Origin of the sequence: Nocardia coubleae NBRC 108252, from assembly GCF_001612805.1 — a bacterium.
Classification (GTDB): domain Bacteria; phylum Actinomycetota; class Actinomycetes; order Mycobacteriales; family Mycobacteriaceae; genus Nocardia; species Nocardia coubleae.
The window spans coordinates 1-20,007 of record NZ_BDBD01000036.1 but is presented as its reverse complement, the minus strand read 5'-3'; the positions used below and the strand labels follow the sequence as shown (position 1 = coordinate 20,007).

The window sequence follows — 20,007 nt, the reverse complement described above, 5'->3', positions numbered from 1 at the left end:
GCCACCAGTGCTCGCGCTCGCCGCTCTGCCGAGGATTGGCACTCGGCGCCTCGGTGAGCCGTCGACCGCATCGCCAGCGGCGTGGGCCGCAGCGGGCGCCACCATACGGAAGCTGCACGACGCGCCGCTACCGCCATGGCCCGGCCGCAGCCTCGACGCGCACGCATCGGAGCTCAACCGCAAATGTGCAGCGCTTACCAGGAGCGGGGTGGCCCCACCAACGTAGTCGCACACAACCGCCGGATAGCCGAGATCGCGCTTCGGCCGTGAACGCCGGCATTCACCCACGGCGACCTCCAGATCTCCCACGTGTTCGTCGAAGGCGATGAGGTCACTGGCGTTAACCGGTCCGAGGCGGCCCAGGGCGATCCCCTGTATGACCTCGCCATCCTGACGCTCGAACACCCGGAACACCTCAGTGACGTCGTCGCCGGTTACGGTGCCGACATCGACCTCGAGGTGATCCGCGCCTGGTGGTCGTTGCGTAGCCTCCTGGGGCCCGCTGGGTGGTTGAGCACGGTTTCGATCCGGCCTCGCCAGGCTGCAAGGTCGACGTGCTGAGAACCCAGGCAATGCGGACTGATCACTCGCAACCAAGATCGCGACGTCAGTATTCGCCGATACAAACATCTTCGGATCTGGGGCGACGTCAGGATCTACCTATCGGTGACGTCAGAGATCACCGATAGAACCACTATGGCTGGCCTTCTGGGCCGAATGCGGAGGCCCGGCCCGTGATAGCGGGCTTTCCGTAGCAGATCGACGTACGAGCTGGGTGGCGTCGGGAGTGGTTTCAGGGTGCAGCGTCGACTGATTTGGTGGTGTGGTCGGTGTCGGCGTGGACGGTTTTGGTGCCCCGGCCGACGTGGGCTTCGCTGCGCATGCGGTCGATCATGTGGGGGTAGTGCAGCTCGAACGCGGGTCGTTCGGATCGGATGCGGGGTATGTCGTAGAAGTTGTGTCGTGGTGGTGGACAGGTAGTAGCCCATTCCAGGGAGTTGCCGTGGCCCCACGGGTCGTCGACTGCCACGACCTCGCCGTATCGGTAGCTTTTGAACACGTTCCACACGAATGTCGTCATCGACGCACCGAGCAGGAACGATCCGATGGTGGAGATGGTGTTGAGGGTGGTGAATCCGTCGGTGGGCAGGTAGTCGGCGTAGCGGCGGGGCATGCCTTCGCTGCCGAGCCAGTGCTGGACCAGAAAGGTGGCGTGGAAGCCGATGAAGGTGGTCCAGAAGTGGAGTTTGCCGAGGCGTTCGTCGAGGAATCGGCCGGTCATCTTGGGGAACCAGAAGTAGATCCCGGCGAAGGTGGCGAACACGATGGTGCCGAAGAGCACGTAGTGGAAGTGTGCGACGACGAAGTAGCTGTCGTGGACGTGGAAGTCCAGCGGTGGGCTGGCCAGGATCACTCCGGACAGGCCACCGAACAGGAACGTGACGATGAAACCCAGCGCCCACACCATCGGGGTTTCGAAGGTGAGCTGGCCTTTCCACATGGTGCCGATCCAGTTGAAGAACTTGACCCCGGTCGGGACCGCGATCAGAAACGACATCAGTGAGAAGTAGGGCAGCAGGACCGCGCCGGTGGCGTACATGTGGTGGGCCCATACCGCCATCGACAGCCCGGCGATGCCGAGGGTGGCGTAGATCAGGGTGGTGTAGCCGAAGATGGGTTTGCGGCTGAACACGGGCAGGATTTCGCTGATGACGCCGAAGAACGGCAGCGCGACGATGTAGACCTCGGGGTGTCCGAAGAACCAGAACAGGTGCTGCCACAGGATCGCCCCGCCGGTGGCGGGGTCGAAGATGTGGCCGCCGAGGTGGCGGTCGAAGGCGATGCCGAGCAGCCCGGCGGTGAGCACGGGAAACGCCAGAAGCACCAGCACGCTGGTGACCAGTATGTTCCAGGTGAAGATCGGCATCCGGAACATGGTCATGCCCGGGCAGCGCAGGCATACCACGGTGGTAACCATGTTGACCGCGCCGAGGATAGTGCCCAATCCCGAGACCACCAGCCCCATTACCCACAGGTCCGCGCCCACGCCCGGGGAATGCACGATATCGGACAGGGGCTGGTAGGCAGTCCATCCGAAATCGGCGGCCCCGCCGGGGGTGAGGAACCCCGAGACCGCCATCGTCGCGCCGAACAGGAACAGCCAGTAGCTCAAGGCGTTCAGGCGGGGGAAGGCCACGTCGGGGGCGCCGATCTGCAAGGGCAGGATCGCGTTGGCGAACCCGAACACCGTCGGGGTCGCATAGAACAGCAGCATGATCGTGCCGTGCATCGTGAACAGCTGGTTGTACTGCTCGGGGGACAGGAACTGCATGCCCGGGCGGGCGAGTTCGCCGCGCATCAGCAGCGCCATCAGCCCGCCGATGAGGAAGAACGCTGTGGTGGTGACCAGGTACATGATCCCCAGCAGCTTGGGGTCGGTGGTGGTGAGGATCTTCCACACCGCTGAGCCCTTGGGTCCGCCTCGGGCTGGGAACGGGCGAGAGGCTTCGACAGGCGGAGCCTGTTGAGCTGGGACCTGCACCATCTGCACTCCTCACCCGTGACCGGACCGAACCCCAACCGCGATACCCGCTCGATGAGCGCTCAAACGATGGTGCGCTCCTTTACCGGAAATCTGGGGAAGGCTCGGCGCCGCCGGTGTTTCCGAGTAGGACCTCGACCGGTGGTTGCGCGGTGGGTAGCCGTGCGCTGTCGTCGTCGCGGGAGCCGCGCGGTGATTGACCGGCAGCTCGCCGGGTAAGCCGGGTGGACGAGGCAGGGTCGGGTCCGTGCACGGCAAGACGGAAAGGGGCGCGTTAATGAGTTCGTCGGAGAACACGGTGCCGGACCGGGAATCCGCAGCGGAGAACCGCCCTAGCGGGTGGTCGGTGCCGGGGGCCCGGACCTCGCTGGTGGCCGGAATCTTGTTGGCGACAGCGGTATTCACGATCGTCGATGAGACCATTCTGCATTTGCTGCTGCACTGGCATCATTTCTACGACCGCTCCACTCCCGGGGTGGCCATGCTCAGTGACGGGTTGTTCCAGGCCGTGGGCGTGGTGGCCTTGGTCGCCTCGGGCTACCTGTACGCCGATCTGCGCCGTCGCGGAGTATGGCGCCCGTTGTGGCAGGCCACCGGATTCTTTCTGGCGCTCGGGGTGATCGGGCTCGTCGACGAGGTCCTCATTCACAAACTGCTGAACTGGCATCAGATCCACTACGGCGACGAGGTGTGGAAATACGATGCCGGCGCCGGGGTGTGCATCGTGGCCAGCCTGCTGGTCGGAGGCGTGCTGCTACGCCGGAGCCTGCGCAGCCCCGATGGCGGGATCCGCCTCGATCTCGGGGGCTCGAAAGGCCTCGATGTCCCCGACAGCACGCGATAGGGCGCGACGATGCTGCTGACACAGCACCCCCACCACACCGACCACCTCGAGCACACCACCACCCACGCCGGTGCGGGATGGCTGGGATGGGTGGTGCCGGTGGTCGCGGCGGTGCTGCTGGGGTTGTATCTGGTGGGGATGGGGCGGTATTCCCGGCGTTTCGACCGTGGGTGGAGCCGGTGGCGGCTCGCCGGGTTCGTGTCCGGGCTGGTGTTGATGATCGTGGCGCTGTCGGGGCCGGTGAGCGCGTTCGCGCACGCCGACGCGCGCGGGCACATGCTGCAGCACCTGCTCATCGGCATGTACGCGCCCCTGGCGTTGGTGATGTCGGCGCCGGTGACGTTGTTGCTGGGCGCGCTCACCCCACGGGCGGGGCGGCGCGTGGGCGCGGTGCTGCACACCCGGGCGCTGCGGTTGCTGGGTCACCCGATCACTGCCGCGATCCTCAACGTCGGTGGCCTGTATGTGCTGTATCTGACCCCGTTGTACGCGGCGAGCATGCAGCGGGGCTGGTTGCACGTGCTGATCGCGGTGCACATGCTCGCGGCCGGGTATCTGTTCACCTGGTCGATCGCCGGGCCGGACCCCGCACCGCATCGGCCGGGGCTGACACTGCGCGTGGTGACCGTGCTGGCGGCCATCACCGCCCACGCGTTCCTGGGCAAACTCCTCTACGCCGAGGCCGGTCGGCTCCCCGCGGGCACGCACTACCCGCCCGCGCAGATGGAACAAGCAGCGCAATGGATGTACTACGGCGGCGAAATCGCCGAACTCGTGCTGGTCATCGCCTTGTTCATGTGGTGGTACCGACACCCCCGCACCACAGCGGCGGCCGCCGAACCCCGCAGGCCCGTGCAGGCTACTGCTGTCCCTCTGCCGGGGATGCGCTGACGACGGTTTCCTGCGGAGTCGCGTCACCGAGCCCGATCGAAGCAGCTATTGGGCGACCGCGGCCAGGCGTCGATGCTCATGCCGGTGCGTGAGCGGTCACCCGGTCCGACCCAGGGGGAGGGCGGTCATTTCCTGCGTAGTGCCCACCAGGGTCGGGTCGTGTCCTGGGTGGGGTGTCCGGGGCACCAGTGTTCGGGGGCGACACCGGCGCGGACGGCCTCGATGTGGGCACCGCAGCCGGACCAGGTGGTTTTACCGCAGGTGCGGCATCGCACCGGTGAGCACATCAGCGGGCCTCCTCAGGGGTGGTATCGATTTTCGGGGGACCGTGGTAGGGGCGGTGCAGGGCGGCGAACCCCGGGGTGGTGGCGGCGGTGACCAGCGCCTCGAGCAGGACCGGGCCCTGCTCGGCGGCAGGGGTTTCGGTCAGGACGGGTCCCTGGAAACCGTGGCCGTCGATGACGATGATCGGGCTGCCGCCGGTGCCTCCGAGGACGTCCTGGCTGGCCTGGTGTGAGCGGGTGACGGCGTTGTCGAGACTTGGGTCGTCCAGGTACCGGGCCAGTGCCGGGTCCAGGTCGGCGGCGGACAGTGATTCGGCGAGCGCGGCGGGCCCGAGATCTTGCGCGTGTACGTGCAGCCGGTTCCCGGCGGTGTCGTAGAGGCGTGCGAACGCCTCGGGCCCGCCGGTTGCGGTGGCCGCGGCGAAGACCCGCCCCAGGCGGCGCGAGCGCTCGATCATCGGCCGGTGATCGGCGTCGACGTCGTGGCCCTCGTTGAGTACGGCCAGGCTCATCTGCCGCAGCCGCACGGTGTGCGGGCCGGCCTGAGCGGCGGCGAGCAGCCACCGCGAACTCACCCACGCGAACGGGCACACGGGATCGAGATACAGGTCGATGTCGGCCATCGAGGGCCCTCCTAGGGAAGTGGTGGCGCGCCGGTTCGGGACAGGACCCATAGGGACCGGCGCGCCGGTGGGTGGATGCGGTCAGGGGGTGGCGTCAGTGACTGCTGGACGCGCGTGGCCGCCCCTGCAGTTCGACCCCGAACAGCGGGCCCAGCAGGCAGAAATGGAAGACTCCCGCCGCGATCGGGACCAGGCCGATCACGGCCACGATGACTCCTGCGGTCCCGCCGATCACGGCCAAGCCGATCACGATCACCGCGATTCCGGCGGCGATACGGGCCAGGCGCCCGGCGGTACTTCGCATGAATTCGATGATGCCCATAACGCTGCACTCCTTCGACGCAGGAACAGGGGTTGCGCTCAACTATACCCCCTGGGGTATGGTCGGACTCGACATCAACATACCCCAGGGGGTATCAAAGGAGGGTCGGATGACCGAAACGAAGCTCGATACCGCCTCGGCGAAACCACCCGGCACGACCTCCGGGCCAGGACTGCTGGGCCGGTGGGGCGCGTTCATGGCCGGGCGCACCCGGGCAGTGATCGGGATATGGCTGCTGGTGCTGATCGCACTGGGCGCCGCCGCGCCGAGTGTGTTCACCTCCCTGGCCGGGGCCGGGTGGCAAGCCAACGGCTCGGAATCGGTCCGTGCCCGTGAACTGGCTCAGCAGCACTTCGGTGGTAACTCCTCGGCCGCGGTGCAGGTGGTGATCCATTCCGACACCGCCACGATCGGTGACCCGGCGATGGTACGGGTGGTCGAGCAGGCCACGGCGGTCTTCGCCGGGGACGAGCGGATCGGGCAGGTGATCGCCCCGCAGCCGGGGTTCACGATCAGCCCTGACGGACACACCGGCATCGTGATCGCGGGCGCCAATGCCTCCACTGATGACATGGTCAAAGCCGTCGACGAGCACAAAGCCGCGTTGACCGCGCTGTCGAAAGACGGGATCGAGGTGTATCCGACCGGGGCGTCGGCGTTGTGGAGCGATTTCAATGTCGCCAACCACGACGCGATGATCCAGGCCGAGATGTTGTCGTGGCCGGTCACCCTGGCGATCATGGTGCTGGCGTTCGGATCGCTGGTCGCGGCCGGGCTGCCGCTGCTGCTGACCCTCGCGGGCTTGGTGGCCTCCGCGGGTGGGTTGGTGCTGCTGAATCAGATCACCCCGATCTCGGTGTGGGCGATGAACTTCGCCATGATGTTCGCCCTGGCCCTGGGCATCGACTACGCGCTGTTCCTGGTCGCGCGCTTCCGCGACGCGCTGGCCCGCACCGGCGATCCCCGCGCCGCGGTCGCCGAAACCATGGACACTGCCGGCAAAGCCGTCCTGCTCTCAGGGCTGACGGTGCTGGTGAGCTTGTCGGCGGTGCTGATCGTGCCCGCTCCCGCCGTGCGGACCATGGCGGTCGGGATCATGCTCGCGGTGGTGTTCGTCCTCGCCGCGACCCTGACCATGCTGCCCGCCGTCCTCGGCGCGCTCGGCACCAAGGTCAACGCCGCCGCGCTGCCCTACGCGCGCCGCCAGCAGCACCGCTCGCCGGTGTTCGCGCGCTGGGGCCAGATCCTGCACAAGCATCCGTGGCCGTTAGCCGCGGTGGCACTGGCCATCCTGATCGGGCTGGCCGCGCCGGTGTTCGGGCTCAAGACCGCGATGCCCTCGATCGCGGTCGTGCCCACCGACGCGCCGGTGCGCCAGGGCTATGAACTGATCGCCGAGCAGATGGGCCCCGGCGCCCCGGGCATGCTCTCGATCATCACCCCGACCGCCGACGCGGCGGCCACCGAGACTATCGCGCGCGCCAGCGACGGCATCGTCATGCTCACCCCGCCCCAGCCCGCCGCCGACGGCGCCGATCTGGTGATGATGCAGGCCATGCCCGCAGTCGATCCCTCCGCACCGCAGATGGCCGAAATCCTGGACCGGTTGCGTGCCGACCTGCCCGCCGACGCGGTGGTCGGTGGCGCGGCGGCGGAAAACCTCGACCTGCAACAAGCCCTCGACGACTATCTGCCGATCGTGGTGGCCATCATCTTGGTGCTCGGGTTCGTGTTGTTGCTGATCGCGTTGCAGGCCCCGCTCATCGCGGCCTTGGGAACCCTGGTCAGCCTGCTCTCGACCGCGGCCGCGTTCGGGGTGGCCAAGCTGATTTTCCAGGACGGGCACGGCGCCGAGCTGCTGGGCTTCACCCCGCAGGGGTTCCTCGACGGGTGGGGGCCGGTGTTCTTCTTCGCGATGATCTTCGCCATCGCCATGGACTACACGGTGTTCTTGCTGGCCACCGCCAAGGAACACTATGAGCGCACCGGCGACCCCCACGCCGCGCTCCTGGACGGGCTCGCGCATTCGGGGCGGGTCATCTTCGCCGCCGCGGCGGTGATGGTGGCGGTGTTCTTCACCTTCGCCCTGGCCGACCCGCTCCCACCCAAGGAGATGGGCATCATCCTGGGTGTCGCGGTCCTGCTCGACGCACTGCTGGTGCGGCTGGTGCTGCTGCCGGTGATCCTGCGCCTGACCGGGCACGCTGCCTGGTGGAGCCCGGCGTGGCTGACCCGGGTGCTGCCCACCATCAGCTTCGCTCACCACTGACCCACCGGCCAACCCACTTCCTCGGAACCCCCTTCTATACCCCACGGGGTATATTGGGGGGAAGATCCGAGAAGGGAAACATCGATGAACGCCAACGACGAGGCGATGACGCAAGTCCTCAACAGACTGCGCCGCGCGCAAGGCCAACTCACCGGGGTGATCGCCATGATCGAGGACGGGCGCGACTGCAAGGACGTGGTCACCCAACTCGTCGCGGTCTCCAAAGCGCTCGACCGCGCCGGATTCAAGATCGTCGCCACCGGCCTGCGCGAATGCCTCACCGAAACCCCCGACGGTGAGGCCGCGCCCATGAGCATCGACGAACTGGAAAAGCTCTTTCTCGCCCTGGCCTGACCCCGCACAGCGCGGGGTGGGGTACGCACACTGGAAGGACTCCCGCCGATGGCATTGCCACCGCGACCGCACGAATGGACCATCACCCGCCTCGTCCCGGCCCTGGCCGGGACAATGGTCCTGCTCAGCGTATTGCTGAGTGTGACCCTGTCCCCGTGGTGGCTGATCCTGGCCGCCCTGGTCGGGGCGAACCTGCTGCTCTACAGCGCGGCGGGCTGGTGCCCGGCCACCCTGGTGATGCGCCGACTCGGTCTGACCGACACGACCTGCCCAACCCCCACCGCCTGACCACTCTCTCGGATCGGAGCACACGAATGGACCTGGCCCTGTCGACCACGCTGCACACCACCTTCGACGACGCGCTCGAACGCACCCGAGAAGCGTTGGCCGAGCAAGGATTCGGCATCCTCACCGAGATCGACATGCAAGCCACCCTCAAAGCTAAACTCGGCCACGACATGGAGGACTACCGCATCCTCGGCGCCTGCAACCCACCCCTGGCCCACCAAGCGGTCGAGATCAACCGCCAGATCGGGCTGCTGCTGCCCTGCAATGTCGTGGTCCGTCGCGACCGGACCGACACCGACACCGACACCATCATCGTCGAAGCGATGAACCCCCAGCTCATGGTCGCAGTCACCGGTCAGCCCGCACTCGATCCGGTCGCCGAGGATGCCACCACCCGCCTGCGCGCAGCCCTGGCTGCACTGGGGGGCCGCGGGGATTTGACATGACGCCCACTGTCCCGGTCACTGCGCCAGACTGCCGCGCCTTCCCAACGAGCCGATCGTCCCTACGGCCCTGAGCCGATTATCGACGACCCGAATAACCTTGGCACGCCGCTCGGTCAGACCCACCCACCACATCTCACTCCGGCCTTCGCCGCGCCTAGGCTGTCCGATCGACCCGCCGAGCAAGCGCGCCGGTTCGAGACGTCGGACTCCGAGTGCACCGGTGGTGACCGGTTACAGAGCGGGACCGATGGCGTCCTTGCCGGTGCCCGGCCGGGGGATGCGTATCGCACTCACATGTAGCACCGGTGCATCAGCCACTGGCACTGAAGCAATTGAATATCAAGGAAATGATAGAATGATTGCCAACGCGAGGTGGTATGACGTGAGCAATGGGGCTGGATACATTGCAGCGCAGTACTTCCAAAACCCGCATCAGCAACTACAGTAGCTATAGCCCGAAATCCTTTCTAATCTGCAGCATACCCGCACCCCAGCGCGGTCCTGAACCTGCTCCTCGGCCGTGCTGGGCTGGCAAGCCACAGCAAAGCGACCGAGATGGTACGCCTGGAATGTAGGCCTTTGATCAGACTTCGTTGTCTTGCGAAATCCGCCTAGAGCAGTCCAATATTCTCGGTGTGCAGCGTCGCAGTCGGATCGATTCGGATTCCCCGGGCTCGTGACGATGCATCGATAATTCCCCAAATGATAGCGCTGAGATGATCCCGGAAGGCCGAGCGGGACATCGCGGATGGGTCGGCTTGCGAGTTAATCCACCAATCGGTTGCGGAGAGGCTGGCCCCTATGATTGACTGCACGACCAAATCTATGCCGGTGCTGTCCGCGCCAACGTTCTCCAACACGGCGGCGAAATGGCCAGCAATGAAACCGGCGAGCTCGCGTGCATCCTCCAGGGCCTGATCGGATTCTGATGAGCTCTCGCTAAAATGACTCCGCACGAGATATTTGAAAACGTTGCGGTGCTCGTCGACCAATTGCGTATATTGATCGACGAGCTGATTCATCACTTTACCGATCGGCTCGGATCCGAAGTCGACCGCATCGAGAATGTTGGTCCACATAAGGTCCTTCGCCCGCTCCACCACAGCGGCACGGAGGCCCTGTTTGTCGTTGAAGTGGCGATACAGCTTAGGTTTTGTTGCGCCTGCTTCCCGGGCGATATCGTCCATGCTGGCCTCGGGGCCATATTTAGCGAAGGCTTGGTACGCGGCATCAACCAGCTCCGCGCGCACTGCGACCCGATGCTCTTCCCAACGGCTTGATCGTGCGTCAACTCGCCGAACCACCGAGCTACCGACCTCCAACACCTTCCGTCGCGCGCCTGCCACGATGCCGATCCTACGCTACGGGCTACACGGATGGACAAGTACACGAGGTCGGCAGCCCGTTTAACGCCAGGATTCTGGCGATGTCACCGCCGGACGGCCACTGCCGGTTGTGTACGGTTAGCCGAATGTCACCATGACAGTATCGGTGATCGGTAGAGACTGGCAAGCCAGGCGGTCGCCCTCCTCGATGTCGTCCTCGTCGAGTACGTCGTTCACTCTCATCTGTATGTCACCATCCATAACCTTGCATACGCACGCGCCGCATCCGCCTTCGCGGCACGAGTACGGCGGCGAAAAGCCCTCATTCAGCAGGACTTCGACGAGCGTAAGATCCTTGGGCCATTGAAGCTCGGCACGGTCACCATCCAGGTAGACCACGAGACGTGCCTGCTCCGTGGTCATCGACTGCTTGACGCCAATTTCGATGTCGAACGGATCGGAACGAAGAGATTGGAAAATTTCTCGATGGAGATTGCCATGCTGGATACCGACATGATGCGCTACGTCGCCCACTAGATCCATGAAAGCCGCTGGACCGCACACGAAGTACATTCGATTCTTATATGCGCTGCAGAGTTCTGAGAGAGTTTTTCGGTCCGGGAGTCCTCGCTCGCTCTCCAGCCACTCTATGAGAATGAGCCGTTCCGGAAACTGTTTCGCCATATAGCGAAGGTCTTCGCCAAAAATTACGCTCTCTGCGTCCTGGTTCGCATAGAAAAGCACAAGATGGCCATCACCCTCGAGTAGGGCTGACTTGATAATTGAGATGATCGGCGTGATGCCACTGCCAGCTGCTAGCAGTACCATATCCGAATTCAAATCCTGCGGCGTGAAGTGTCCGCTAGGCGGTAGCACGGACACGATAGTGCCAGTGGCGATATTGTCGCACAGCCAGTTGGATCCATACCCACCCGCTGTGCGTTTTACTGTTACGGCCAGCTCGTCCTCGGTGTGCGGAGAACTCGACAGCGAGTAGCAACGGGCTGCAGGTTCCCTCTCGCCACTCCCAGGAATGCGCAACGTCAGGAACTGTCCCGGAGTGTACGAGAATGTTGCCCATTGATGCTCCGGGACTTCAAACCATATCGAGACCGCATCCTGCGTCTCCTGCACCACGCGGGACACAGTGAGCTCACATGGCATATTTTTCTTCGAGAACATTCCATCTCCCTCGATGCTGGACAGTCACTCTCGGACGTCCGTATGGCCCGGCGGTCCGGCATCAAATGTTGTAATTCACCAGACCGTATCGGCGACCTATCGCGAATCCGAGGCGGGCCAGAGGCGCGTTGAGGTCCTGGTACCTAGGCCCTACCGCCCGCGTAATAAAATCGAAGCCGAGGGCATCGGGCCCGATGAGAACGCGCGGCTTATTGCGACGCACGCCCTTAATGATTGAATCCGCAGCGCCTTCGGGTGTCGTGAGAGCAATCCGATCGAATCCGGCAACAATCTTCTTTTGATCGCCTATTGTGCCGACACCCCGAGCATCCCGCACGATATTGGTCCGGACACCACCGGGATGAACGCAGGTTACACCTACGGGCAAGCGGTTAATTCGCATCTCCTGACGCAACGCTTCGGTGAAACCTCGGACAGCGAATTTGGACGCGTTGTACGCGCTCTGGCTGGGTATGGCCATCAGCCCGAAAACGCTCGAAACATTGACAACGTGGCCGTCACCTGAATCAATCAGATCCGGAAGAAATAGTTTTGTTCCGTTAATCACCCCCCAGAAATTGATGCCCATCAACCATTCGAAGTCGATCCATTCCATGTCCACTACATCGGCGCCTAGCGCAACGCCCGCGTTATTGACGACCATGCTGATCGATCCGAAGTCCGCCAGGACGCGGTTCCGGTAATCCTGGAATGCGTGACGATTGGCTACATCGAGCTCATAGGGTCGGCATTCTGCACCAAGCGAATTGCAAACAGCGGCGGTCTCGTGTGCGCGTTCCGCGTCGATATCAGCGATCGCGAGCCGTGCGCCGTCGCCAGCCAGCCGAATTGCGACGGCGCGGCCGATGCCCGAACCGCCCCCCGTTACCGAGATCACCCGGTCTCTGAAGTCTTTCATTTCGGAAGGTTCCCCTTTTCGAGCGCCTTCGAGAGGTCGGCGGTGTATTGTGTACCGGCCAACTCGCCGACAAATCCGAAATCCGCCGGCGCCAGTTTGCGAGTGCGCCGCCAGTATTGCCATGTGAAGCCCGGCCAAACAGTTCGGTTGACGCCCTGTGCGTCGAGGTACCAACTTGTACACCCGCCGCTACTCCAGACTCCCTTGACCAGCTTGGTCTGAATTTCGGAGTTGAATTTCTGCTGGACCGGCTCGCGTACTTCTAGCGCAGCTGCGCCACGTTTGTTGGCAAGATCGATCGCCGAGATAATGTATCTGATCTGGCATTCAATCATAAACACTACGGAGTTATGGCCCAGCCCCGTGTTGGGGCCGAGTAGGAAGAAAAGATTGGGGAATCCGGCGGTAGTGATGCCGAGGTGCGTCTGGATCCCCTCGTCCGACCAAACCGTTGCGAGTTCCCTGCCGGACGAGCCTTTGAGGCGAAGGCTTTCAAACCCGTCGGTCACATGGAATCCGGTCGCGTAGATGATCACATCCGCTGGACGCTTCTCACCGTTCCGTGACACGATCGCGTCCTCGGTTATCTCAGAGATACCTTCAGTGATGACGGTTGTGGTTGGTCTATTCAGTGCTGGATAGTAATCACTCGAGCCGAGAATCCGCTTACATCCGATGCGATAGCTAGGCGTGAGTTTACCGCGCAACACGGGATCATCGATTCCCTGTGCGATGTTCCACTTGGCGATGCTCTCAAGTGGTCGCATGAGGTTGAGGTGACCATTAAGGCCCATTGACAACGATTCTGCTGACCAGTAGATAGCCGCCCGCACTGCCTTCGCGAGAATCGGCATCCTGGTGAATGCCGCCCGGATAGATTCCGGAATCTTGACATTCTTCCTTGGTAGTACCCATGCTGGCGTCCGCTGGTATACGTGCAGTTCAGCGGCTTCCTTGGCAATTTCGGGAATGAACTGAATCGCACTGGCTCCGGTGCCGATCACGGCGACCTTTTTGCCCGCCAATGAGCAATCATGATCCCACTTCGCCGAATGAAAGACTGTGCCGTTGAAGTTCTTCTGCCCCTCGATTGTAGGGATGCTCGGTATGTGTAGCGCTCCGACTCCTGAGACTAGGAACTGGGCGATGTATTCGTGGCCGTCGGATGTGACCAGATGCCAGGCGGAATCATCGGGATCCCAATGTCCGGATTGCAGTACCCGACCAAAATGAGTGTAGCGATACAGATCGTACTTGCGTGCTAGCCCGGTGAGATAGTTCTGGATCTCGTCCTGCCCTGCCCAGAGCCGACTCCAATCCGGTTTGGGCTCGAAGGAGTACGAGTACATATGCGAAGGAACGTCACATGCGCAGCCCGGATACGTGTTGTCGCGCCATGTTCCGCCGATCTCGGTCTCTTTCTCGATAATTAGGAAATCATCTATTCCCGCTCTCAGCAATTGTATTGCCATCCCCATTCCCGAAAATCCGCTTCCGATGATGAGGACTTGCGTCCGGTGGACTGTGGCTCGCGCTCCGTCACCTCCCGAGCCATTGGACTTTTGTGCATACTTGGCAGATCGACTTTTGCTCATCGGTTTCCTCTGGCCGGTGCGGCTCGCCCAGTGCTAGCCGCGAATACATGTATCGTGCGAAATTCCTGGCCACGTCCGTGCGCTTGTGTTTTCGCCGGACTGGGCTGCTCACCGCTGGGCGATATCCTCGGGGAGGCTCCTGGACAGACGCCACAGGAACATTGTGATGCGCCCTTCGATCATGCCGGCCTCGTCAAAGAACCGGATCATCGGCTCGGACATGAACTGCAAATTCTCCCGGTAGTGTGGACCGGACTGGCACGCCAAGAACCCACGTAGTGGATGCACGCCGACGACGCGGTACAGCTTCGGGTTGATCAAGATCGGATAAGCCAAGTTTGCGACGACCGCGAGCACGCCGCGGTGCCATGCTCTCGAGACTCGCCCCCGTACGCGCATGCCATCGACAAGTTCGGTTCGCGCGAACGTGATGTGGCGTGCCTCCTCGAGTACATGGATTTTCATCAACTGCCGGACCTGTGGCTGTAGACGCTCGTCATTCATTGCCTCGCGCTGGGCTCTATCGAGGATCTCCTCGATCAACAGCGTCGCACCCTGAATGGACGGCCCCAGCGGGATGAAGTGCAGGATCTTCGCCATTGAAAGGAACCCGCGCGGGAGCTTGTAGGGCGGGATCCCCGTTTTGGCAATCAAGCGGGCGAACATCATGGAGTGGCGGCTCTCGTCACCAACTTCGGCGAGTGCGTACAGCGACTTGTTGTCGACGAGGTCCCCTGTGGTGTTCTGCCGTAGCAATGCCATGCTCAGCAGATTTTCAGCGTAGATTCCGAAGCTGAGAATGCTCACGAGTTCATGCTTGCCCAGCTCAACTTTCTCTGCGTCCGAGAGCCGGTCCCAGATCTCGGTGCCGAAGAGCGACACCCGGTGTTCGGGCAGCCATGCCTTATCCGGCCACCATGGACTATCCCAGTCGATGTCAACCTCGGCGTCATAGGACTTCTCGGCAGAGGTCTTGAGCAGTCGCCCGGCCGATCGTTGAAGATCGGTGCGTCGGCGTCCGCTCACGCGGGCCATGCCGTCAGTGGTAACGGCTATCGGCCCGGCGCTGTGGCTTCGTACTTCGCTTGATGTCATTTGTCCATCTTTCGACTCGGCCGATGGCACGGCATCGGCGTATCCGGCACGGTGTGCCACCCCGTCGGAATGCTTGGACTCCCGCCCAAAGTTACCCGAACGATGGGTAGCGGATACTCGGGGTATGGGGTAACTTTGACTGCGGCAGACCGGATTGTCAAGCGGTCAACGCCCTCGGATCCCGACGTCGGCCCGCCCACCAGCAGTGCTGGTGTGGTGGATCCCGTTGCAGGCGTCGGCTGGCGATCACGCGAAGGAAGCCACAGTGAATTCTCATAGTCCGCACGATGACTCCGACTACATCGGGTCCGCGACAGTGATCATGGCAAGCACGGAAGTCGAGGTACAGGTCGAGCTGCGCGGCTTCTTCCAACCCATCGATGGCCGCTTCTGCTGGTACGGGCGGGTTGGACAGAGTGACATTCTCGACGAGTTTCTGCAGGGTCGTCGACGTTCGGTAGTGGTCCGGACTTCTGCCGGCGAGGCTGCCGGAACCATCGGTGATCGAGACTTCTGGGGTCGCTATCGGATTCAAGGCCGCGGTCGCCCGCCATACTCCACGCCGTCATCACTAGACGAAGTCGAGGCGACGCCGAGTTGAACTACAGACCGCGAAGACGGACGGCGATAGCCAGCCGCTTGCGAATGGAACCGGAACCGACATGATCCGCTTTGGACACCTGCTCGACGCCCGAAGATCCGCAGCCTGGACCATGATTGTCACCTGCGGCGCAGTGGCTCTCGTTGTCGCGGCTATGGCAGCGCTCTATACCGCGCTCCCCGCTATAGCCTTGGACACGGGCGCGGATCAAAACGCGCTTACCTGGATAGTCGACGGCTATACGCTGGTGCTTGCTTGCCTCGTGTTGCCAGGGGGAGCGATCGGCGATAGATATGGCCGTCGACGTGTTCTGACGGCAGGCTTGGCCGTATTCGCGGTCGCTTCTCTGGTGCCCGTGCTGGTCGATGCCCCGATATGGCTCATGCTCTCCAGGGCTGTGGCGGGAGCCGGAGCCGCTTTTGTCATGCCTGCGACTCTCTCGCTTCTGACCGCAAACTTACCGGTGGACAAGCGGGAGTACGCGGTCGGGGTGTGGGCAGGTGTCGCCGGTTCCGGCGGAGTGATCGGTATGGTCGGATCCGGTCTGCTCCTCACACGTTGGTCATGGCACTCGATTTTCGTCGGCCTGACCGTCGTCGCACTGCTGCTGTTGGTGCTTGGTCTCACCGTCCCTGATTCACAGGACACCGATTGCCCGCGGCTGGAGGTTCGCGGCATGTTCTTGGTGGTACTGGCGATCGGGACGACGGTGTTCGCGGTCATGGAGGCTCCGTCGCGTGGTTGGACCGATGGCTGGGTCTTCGCCATGGGAGCGACTGGCGCAATGAGCGTCGTGGCCTTCATCGTCACTGAACTCCGTGTCGAGCACCCCTTGCTTGATGTACGGCTGTTCCGCCGCCGAGGCTTCTCGAGCGGTGCGTTGTCGATAACTATTCAATTCCTCGTGACTTTCGGTGTGATGTTCCTGCTGGTGCAGCATTTCCAGCTCATCTTGGGGTTCACGCCCCTGCACTCGGCCTTGGCGCTTGCCCCGATGGTTGCTCCCCTCATCGTGATGTCGCTCGTCTCACCGATGATCGCCGCGCGGCTGGGGCTCCGGGTGACGACCACGACCGGGCTACTTACCATCGCTGTCGGCTTGTTGGCCCTCCAGCGACTCGACACCGGTTCGTCTTACCTCGATGTGCTCTGGCCGCTGCTGATCATGAGCGCTGGCCTGGGCATGTCGGCCGCTCCCGCCACCAACGCGATCATGCTCGACACGCCCTTGGAGAAACATGGGGTATCAGCTGCGGTCAACGACGCAACTCGAGAGATCGGCGCCGCAGTCGGTGTCGCCGTCGCCGGCAGCATCCTGTCGGCGAACTACACGTCGAAAATCGCGGAGGTGTTACCCCGCCTTCCTGAGCCTGCTCGTGCCCCGGTGCGGAGTTCGCTGGCTGGTGCACTCGAAGTCGCTGAGCGCGCGGGGGCTGCGGGAGAGCCCCTCGCCGAGTATGCGAAAGCCGCCTTCTGGGATGGAGTTGAACACTCCGCGTTCGCCCTGGCCGTGATCAGCCTCGCAGGCGCGCTGATACTCATCCCGCTCTCTCCTGGACGCACAGTCGACGAAGGCCACAAATTCAGTTGCGTTCGCCGGGGCCGTCGAAATCGTCTGCGACGCCTCCGGCTTACGCGTGGTGCCCGGAGGAAGCGGTTGGAGTCAATGCCTACCATTGAACCGGCGCAACGGTAAGCCGAACGCACTTTCCGGATCCGTCCACACTTGCGGACCGCTTCAGGGCGTCAGCAGAACAGCCAGTCGGGAGCGAACTTTGGTGATGAACTCTCGTCGCCGACGTGCTCTCGGGTGGTCGGCTAATGGCACATGCCCGATCTGAGTGACTGCCCGGGCTGTCGTGGTGTCCGGCCCCGAGAGTGGGCCCCCTTCCTGGTCTAGTCGTCGGAGCCTGAGCCGTTCGGGGCTCCTGCAGGATTGGGTGACAGCGCCCTAGTCTGCAGCAGCGCCGCTTGGATCAACGGATCGAGCTGGGAGGCATGCTTCCGATCCTCCTTGCGCGTTGCTAGCAAGATTGACCCGGTGGCGGCCTGCACGGTGCGCCAACCCACCCGTACTTGGCCTTGTAGTGCCCTGCTGTAGTGCCCTGCTCGGGGCGTCACGCCGGATCACGGCATGCGGGCTCGACCTTCGACTGACGGGCAATAGCTAACCTCTTACGCGCAAGGTCCGAGATGAAGCACACGCGTCCTTCCACCGCAACCAAGGTCGTGACGTCAATTTGCCGAACGCTCCAGCCACTTCCTCGCCCTGGCGTCGCTTCCGCCTGAAGACCGGACCTGACGCACTTTGTTGATTGAGCCCGTCTCGGATGCGCTGGCGCGCTCGATAGTTGATTATGTGGCCAGTGTCTCTGATCTTGGAGTGACGGGGTCCCGTTCCCGCACATGGACGGACTGTTGTTCGATGCGGTTCGTGGGGTCGGGTCCGTGGTGCGTATCGACGCCGCAACTTTGCGATGCGGTGGCGCTCTGCCCGAGTGGCTCAGCGCCGTCTCGGTGGATTCACGGCCGTATCGGCGGCAACTGGCCGATACCTCGGTCACTGCCAGCGAAGCGGTGATCATGTCGCTCGTCAGCAGATTGTTCTGCGACAACATCGACTTCGGAAAGGCTTTCGCCGAGCAAGTACCTTGGCTCGCCGCACGCCGCGGGCGATGGACGTTGTTCTGCAGCGGGTGTTGAAAGCGGTGGCGTTAGTCCCGGGTGGCCGCCCGAGAGCGCCGTTGGACTGGACATCTCGCGGCACGGACCGGATAACCCTGCTCCGCAATGTTCGTGCAATCCCTGACCCGCCGCAGCCCAACTATGAGCGGACGGCTCCGCGCTATGCCATGGACACCGCTACGCCACGATCCTGATCGCATGGAATCTCGCCGCCCGATCGACGTGCTCACAGATCGCAGCGCCAAGACTCTGAGAATATGGTTACAGACCCTTCTTGACATCGAGATCATGTGCCGCGACCGGGCCGGCCCCTACTCCGGAGGTGTGGCCAGCGGGGCGCCAGTAGGATTCCAGGTCGCTGATCGGTGGCACATCTGGGAGAACCTCGGTGACGCCCTCGAACGCGCTATCGCACCGCGCCGACACTGCCTGACCGCCGCGGCGGGCTGCCTCGATGACGCCCCCCGCAACTACCCGATATCGCCGAGGTCTCCGCAGGCTTGCATCGTGGTCCGGTCGAGCCAGGTCTGCGCCAAGACAGGGTCGCGATCCGATGCCAGCAGCGTTTCGCCGAGGTCCAGGAATCAATCATCTACGAGTTCAAGCCCTATCTCCTAAGCGGTGGAATAAGGGATGCACCCGACGCCGCCCTGCTGTTTGACGCGATCACCGCCTGCGGCTATCGAAGTCAGCCGAACCTCGTCCGCGCCTATCAGACCTTCCTCGATGCCGCTCACATCACCGGGTCCCCAATTATGACCGAACCTGCTCGCATAGACCCAAATGACCAGTGGCGCTTCGACATGACTCTACCGCCAGCCCGGATTCAACGCACCGCTGGTCACGTTCGTTCGCCACGATCATCAAGGAGCTGTGTGAGAGGCGACGCCACCTTCGGCGAATCCTTCTGAGCGGCTGAGCAATTCACACAGTCGAATTACGAAATAGTGCCAGATCCCTGATTCGGCCGGAATTGAACCTGGCACCGATGGAAGTGAGCGGCCCGCGGAAGTAGTCCGCGACTGCCCACGCGATCGCCAGTTTGCGGTACGCGGCAAAGAGTGGTTTACCCAGGGATTTCTCGTAAACCTTGCGGTGGAACTTGTTGTGGGCCTGCTCCATTTCGGCAGTCCGACACCGGGCGCCTGGCGGTGCGGGATGAAGAGGCCGTTCCCTATGAAGAGGCCGTTCCCTGGTAGCCGCCGTCGGCGATCACCATCGCGGTGCGGCAGGCGTCGGCGCCGGATTCCGTCCAGGCCTGCGGTGCAACGGACGTCCGATCACGACGACGACTTCGTTATCGGCGTCGATGACGACCAGATGGTGGGTCGAGTACCAGTGGTTCCTACTCGGTGCGGCAATGTGCGGTCGCAGGTCGGACCAGATGCTGACCACCGTAAGCGCCACACCATGCGGGATCGGACCGGGGTCGCAGCGCCAACGTAGTACCAGGTCGTCGATCACCGGGCTTTGGCCGGCTTCCATTCCGAATACCGCCGCGGGTTGACGCATCGTCAGATGCGTCCGCAGTACCTGGCCACCAGCAACACCCGGCCCTCGAAACACAACTCCCGATGTCGGCCCCGCAACGACCGGTCGGTGCCCTCGTGCGGAAGCCGTGTGGTCGGGCGAGCGAACATGCGTGGCCACAGCCCGGAGATCAACTCCATCATCGAATAGGCCGCCGAGTGGCTACCCCCAGAACAATACTCACTGCTAGTCGAACGAATTATGGACAGCCG

The 20,007-nt window shown here is 63.1% G+C and carries 20 protein-coding genes; 11 read left to right on the top strand and 9 right to left on the bottom strand.

The features are described 5' to 3' along the window. Positions 1-309: 309 nt before the first annotated feature. Positions 310-561, top strand: a complete 252-nt coding sequence (locus NCO8_RS32215; RefSeq protein WP_067645215.1) for a hypothetical protein — start codon at positions 310-312, stop codon at positions 559-561. 232 nt (positions 562-793) lie between these two features. On the opposite strand, the gene ctaD is transcribed toward NCO8_RS32215, so the two are convergent. Next, a complete protein-coding gene (ctaD, locus tag NCO8_RS30230) occupies positions 794-2,545 on the bottom strand; it encodes an aa3-type cytochrome oxidase subunit I (protein ID WP_067645221.1) in 1,752 nt (583 codons plus the stop codon). A 244-nt stretch (positions 2,546-2,789) separates the two neighbouring features. On the opposite strand from ctaD, the gene NCO8_RS30225 reads away from it, so the two are divergent. Together NCO8_RS30225 and NCO8_RS30220 are read left to right on the top strand one after the other, a co-directional pair. Next, positions 2,790-3,386, top strand: a complete 597-nt coding sequence (locus tag NCO8_RS30225; protein ID WP_157105177.1) for a DUF2243 domain-containing protein — start codon at positions 2,790-2,792, stop codon at positions 3,384-3,386. A gap of 9 nt (positions 3,387-3,395) precedes the next feature. After that, entirely contained in the window at positions 3,396-4,277 is an 882-nt protein-coding gene (locus NCO8_RS30220) for a cytochrome c oxidase assembly protein (protein WP_084457608.1), read from the top strand. Between the two features lie 125 nt (positions 4,278-4,402). On the opposite strand, the gene NCO8_RS33055 is transcribed toward NCO8_RS30220, so the two are convergent. The 3 genes from NCO8_RS33055 to NCO8_RS30210 all read right to left on the bottom strand — a co-directional run bounded on the left by NCO8_RS33055 (position 4,403) and on the right by NCO8_RS30210 (position 5,506). Continuing rightward, on the bottom strand, positions 4,403-4,564 hold the full coding sequence (locus NCO8_RS33055) for a DUF8730 family Cys-rich protein (protein WP_501193585.1): 162 nt from the start codon (positions 4,562-4,564) through the stop codon (positions 4,403-4,405). Next, positions 4,564-5,184, bottom strand: a complete 621-nt coding sequence (locus tag NCO8_RS30215; RefSeq protein WP_067645209.1) for a mycothiol-dependent nitroreductase Rv2466c family protein — start codon at positions 5,182-5,184, stop codon at positions 4,564-4,566. The genes NCO8_RS33055 and NCO8_RS30215 overlap by 1 nt, the downstream gene beginning before the upstream one ends. Positions 5,185-5,278: 94 nt before the next feature. After that, entirely contained in the window at positions 5,279-5,506 is a 228-nt protein-coding gene (locus NCO8_RS30210; RefSeq protein WP_067645207.1) for a YgaP family membrane protein, read from the bottom strand. A gap of 109 nt (positions 5,507-5,615) precedes the next feature. Between NCO8_RS30210 and NCO8_RS30205 the strand changes: the two genes are divergently transcribed. From NCO8_RS30205 to NCO8_RS30190, 4 genes are all read left to right on the top strand, one after another. Next, positions 5,616-7,775, top strand: coding sequence for an MMPL family transporter (locus tag NCO8_RS30205; protein ID WP_067645204.1), 2,160 nt, complete (start codon positions 5,616-5,618; stop codon positions 7,773-7,775). An 84-nt stretch (positions 7,776-7,859) separates the two neighbouring features. Beyond that, complete coding sequence (locus NCO8_RS30200; protein ID WP_067645201.1) at positions 7,860-8,129, top strand: metal-sensitive transcriptional regulator; 270 nt, start codon at positions 7,860-7,862, stop codon at positions 8,127-8,129. A 48-nt stretch (positions 8,130-8,177) separates the two neighbouring features. Beyond that, entirely contained in the window at positions 8,178-8,417 is a 240-nt protein-coding gene (locus NCO8_RS30195) for a YgaP family membrane protein (RefSeq protein ID WP_067645198.1), read from the top strand. A 26-nt stretch (positions 8,418-8,443) separates the two neighbouring features. Next, the gene (locus NCO8_RS30190) at positions 8,444-8,863 is read left to right on the top strand and encodes a DUF302 domain-containing protein (RefSeq protein WP_067488002.1); all 420 of its coding nucleotides are present in this window, start codon (positions 8,444-8,446) and stop codon (positions 8,861-8,863) included. Positions 8,864-9,474: 611 nt separating this feature from the next. Here the strand turns inward: NCO8_RS30190 and NCO8_RS30185 are convergent. The 5 genes from NCO8_RS30185 to NCO8_RS30165 form a co-directional block, all read right to left on the bottom strand. Beyond that, positions 9,475-10,209 carry a TetR/AcrR family transcriptional regulator gene (locus tag NCO8_RS30185; RefSeq protein ID WP_218022676.1) on the bottom strand — a complete coding sequence of 245 codons (735 nt, stop codon included), beginning with the start codon at positions 10,207-10,209 and terminating at the stop codon, positions 9,475-9,477. 117 nt (positions 10,210-10,326) lie between these two features. Then, positions 10,327-11,370, bottom strand: a complete 1,044-nt coding sequence (locus NCO8_RS30180) for a ferredoxin--NADP reductase (protein ID WP_067645190.1) — start codon at positions 11,368-11,370, stop codon at positions 10,327-10,329. Positions 11,371-11,431: 61 nt separating this feature from the next. Beyond that, the gene (locus NCO8_RS30175; protein WP_067645187.1) at positions 11,432-12,289 is read right to left on the bottom strand and encodes an SDR family NAD(P)-dependent oxidoreductase; all 858 of its coding nucleotides are present in this window, start codon (positions 12,287-12,289) and stop codon (positions 11,432-11,434) included. Further along, positions 12,286-13,884, bottom strand: a complete 1,599-nt coding sequence (locus NCO8_RS30170) for a flavin-containing monooxygenase (protein ID WP_084457607.1) — start codon at positions 13,882-13,884, stop codon at positions 12,286-12,288. Before NCO8_RS30170 ends, NCO8_RS30175 begins: the two co-directional genes overlap by 4 nt. Before the next feature lie 108 nt (positions 13,885-13,992). Then, positions 13,993-14,979: an AurF N-oxygenase family protein gene (locus NCO8_RS30165; RefSeq protein WP_067645181.1), complete on the bottom strand. Its 987-nt coding sequence runs from the start codon at positions 14,977-14,979 to the stop codon at positions 13,993-13,995. 265 nt (positions 14,980-15,244) lie between these two features. Between NCO8_RS30165 and NCO8_RS30965 the strand changes: the two genes are divergently transcribed. From NCO8_RS30965 to NCO8_RS32950, 4 genes are all read left to right on the top strand, one after another. Continuing rightward, positions 15,245-15,580 (top strand): DUF4873 domain-containing protein, encoded by a 336-nt coding sequence (locus NCO8_RS30965; protein ID WP_071931941.1) that lies wholly within the window; start codon positions 15,245-15,247, stop codon positions 15,578-15,580. A 61-nt stretch (positions 15,581-15,641) separates the two neighbouring features. Then, the gene (locus NCO8_RS30160) at positions 15,642-17,276 is read left to right on the top strand and encodes an MFS transporter (protein WP_245655557.1); all 1,635 of its coding nucleotides are present in this window, start codon (positions 15,642-15,644) and stop codon (positions 17,274-17,276) included. Between the two features lie 752 nt (positions 17,277-18,028). After that, positions 18,029-18,283: a hypothetical protein gene (locus tag NCO8_RS30155; RefSeq protein WP_157105176.1), complete on the top strand. Its 255-nt coding sequence runs from the start codon at positions 18,029-18,031 to the stop codon at positions 18,281-18,283. Between the two features lie 87 nt (positions 18,284-18,370). Then, entirely contained in the window at positions 18,371-18,883 is a 513-nt protein-coding gene (locus NCO8_RS32950; RefSeq protein ID WP_157105175.1) for a transposase, read from the top strand. Positions 18,884-20,007 lie beyond the last annotated feature (1,124 nt).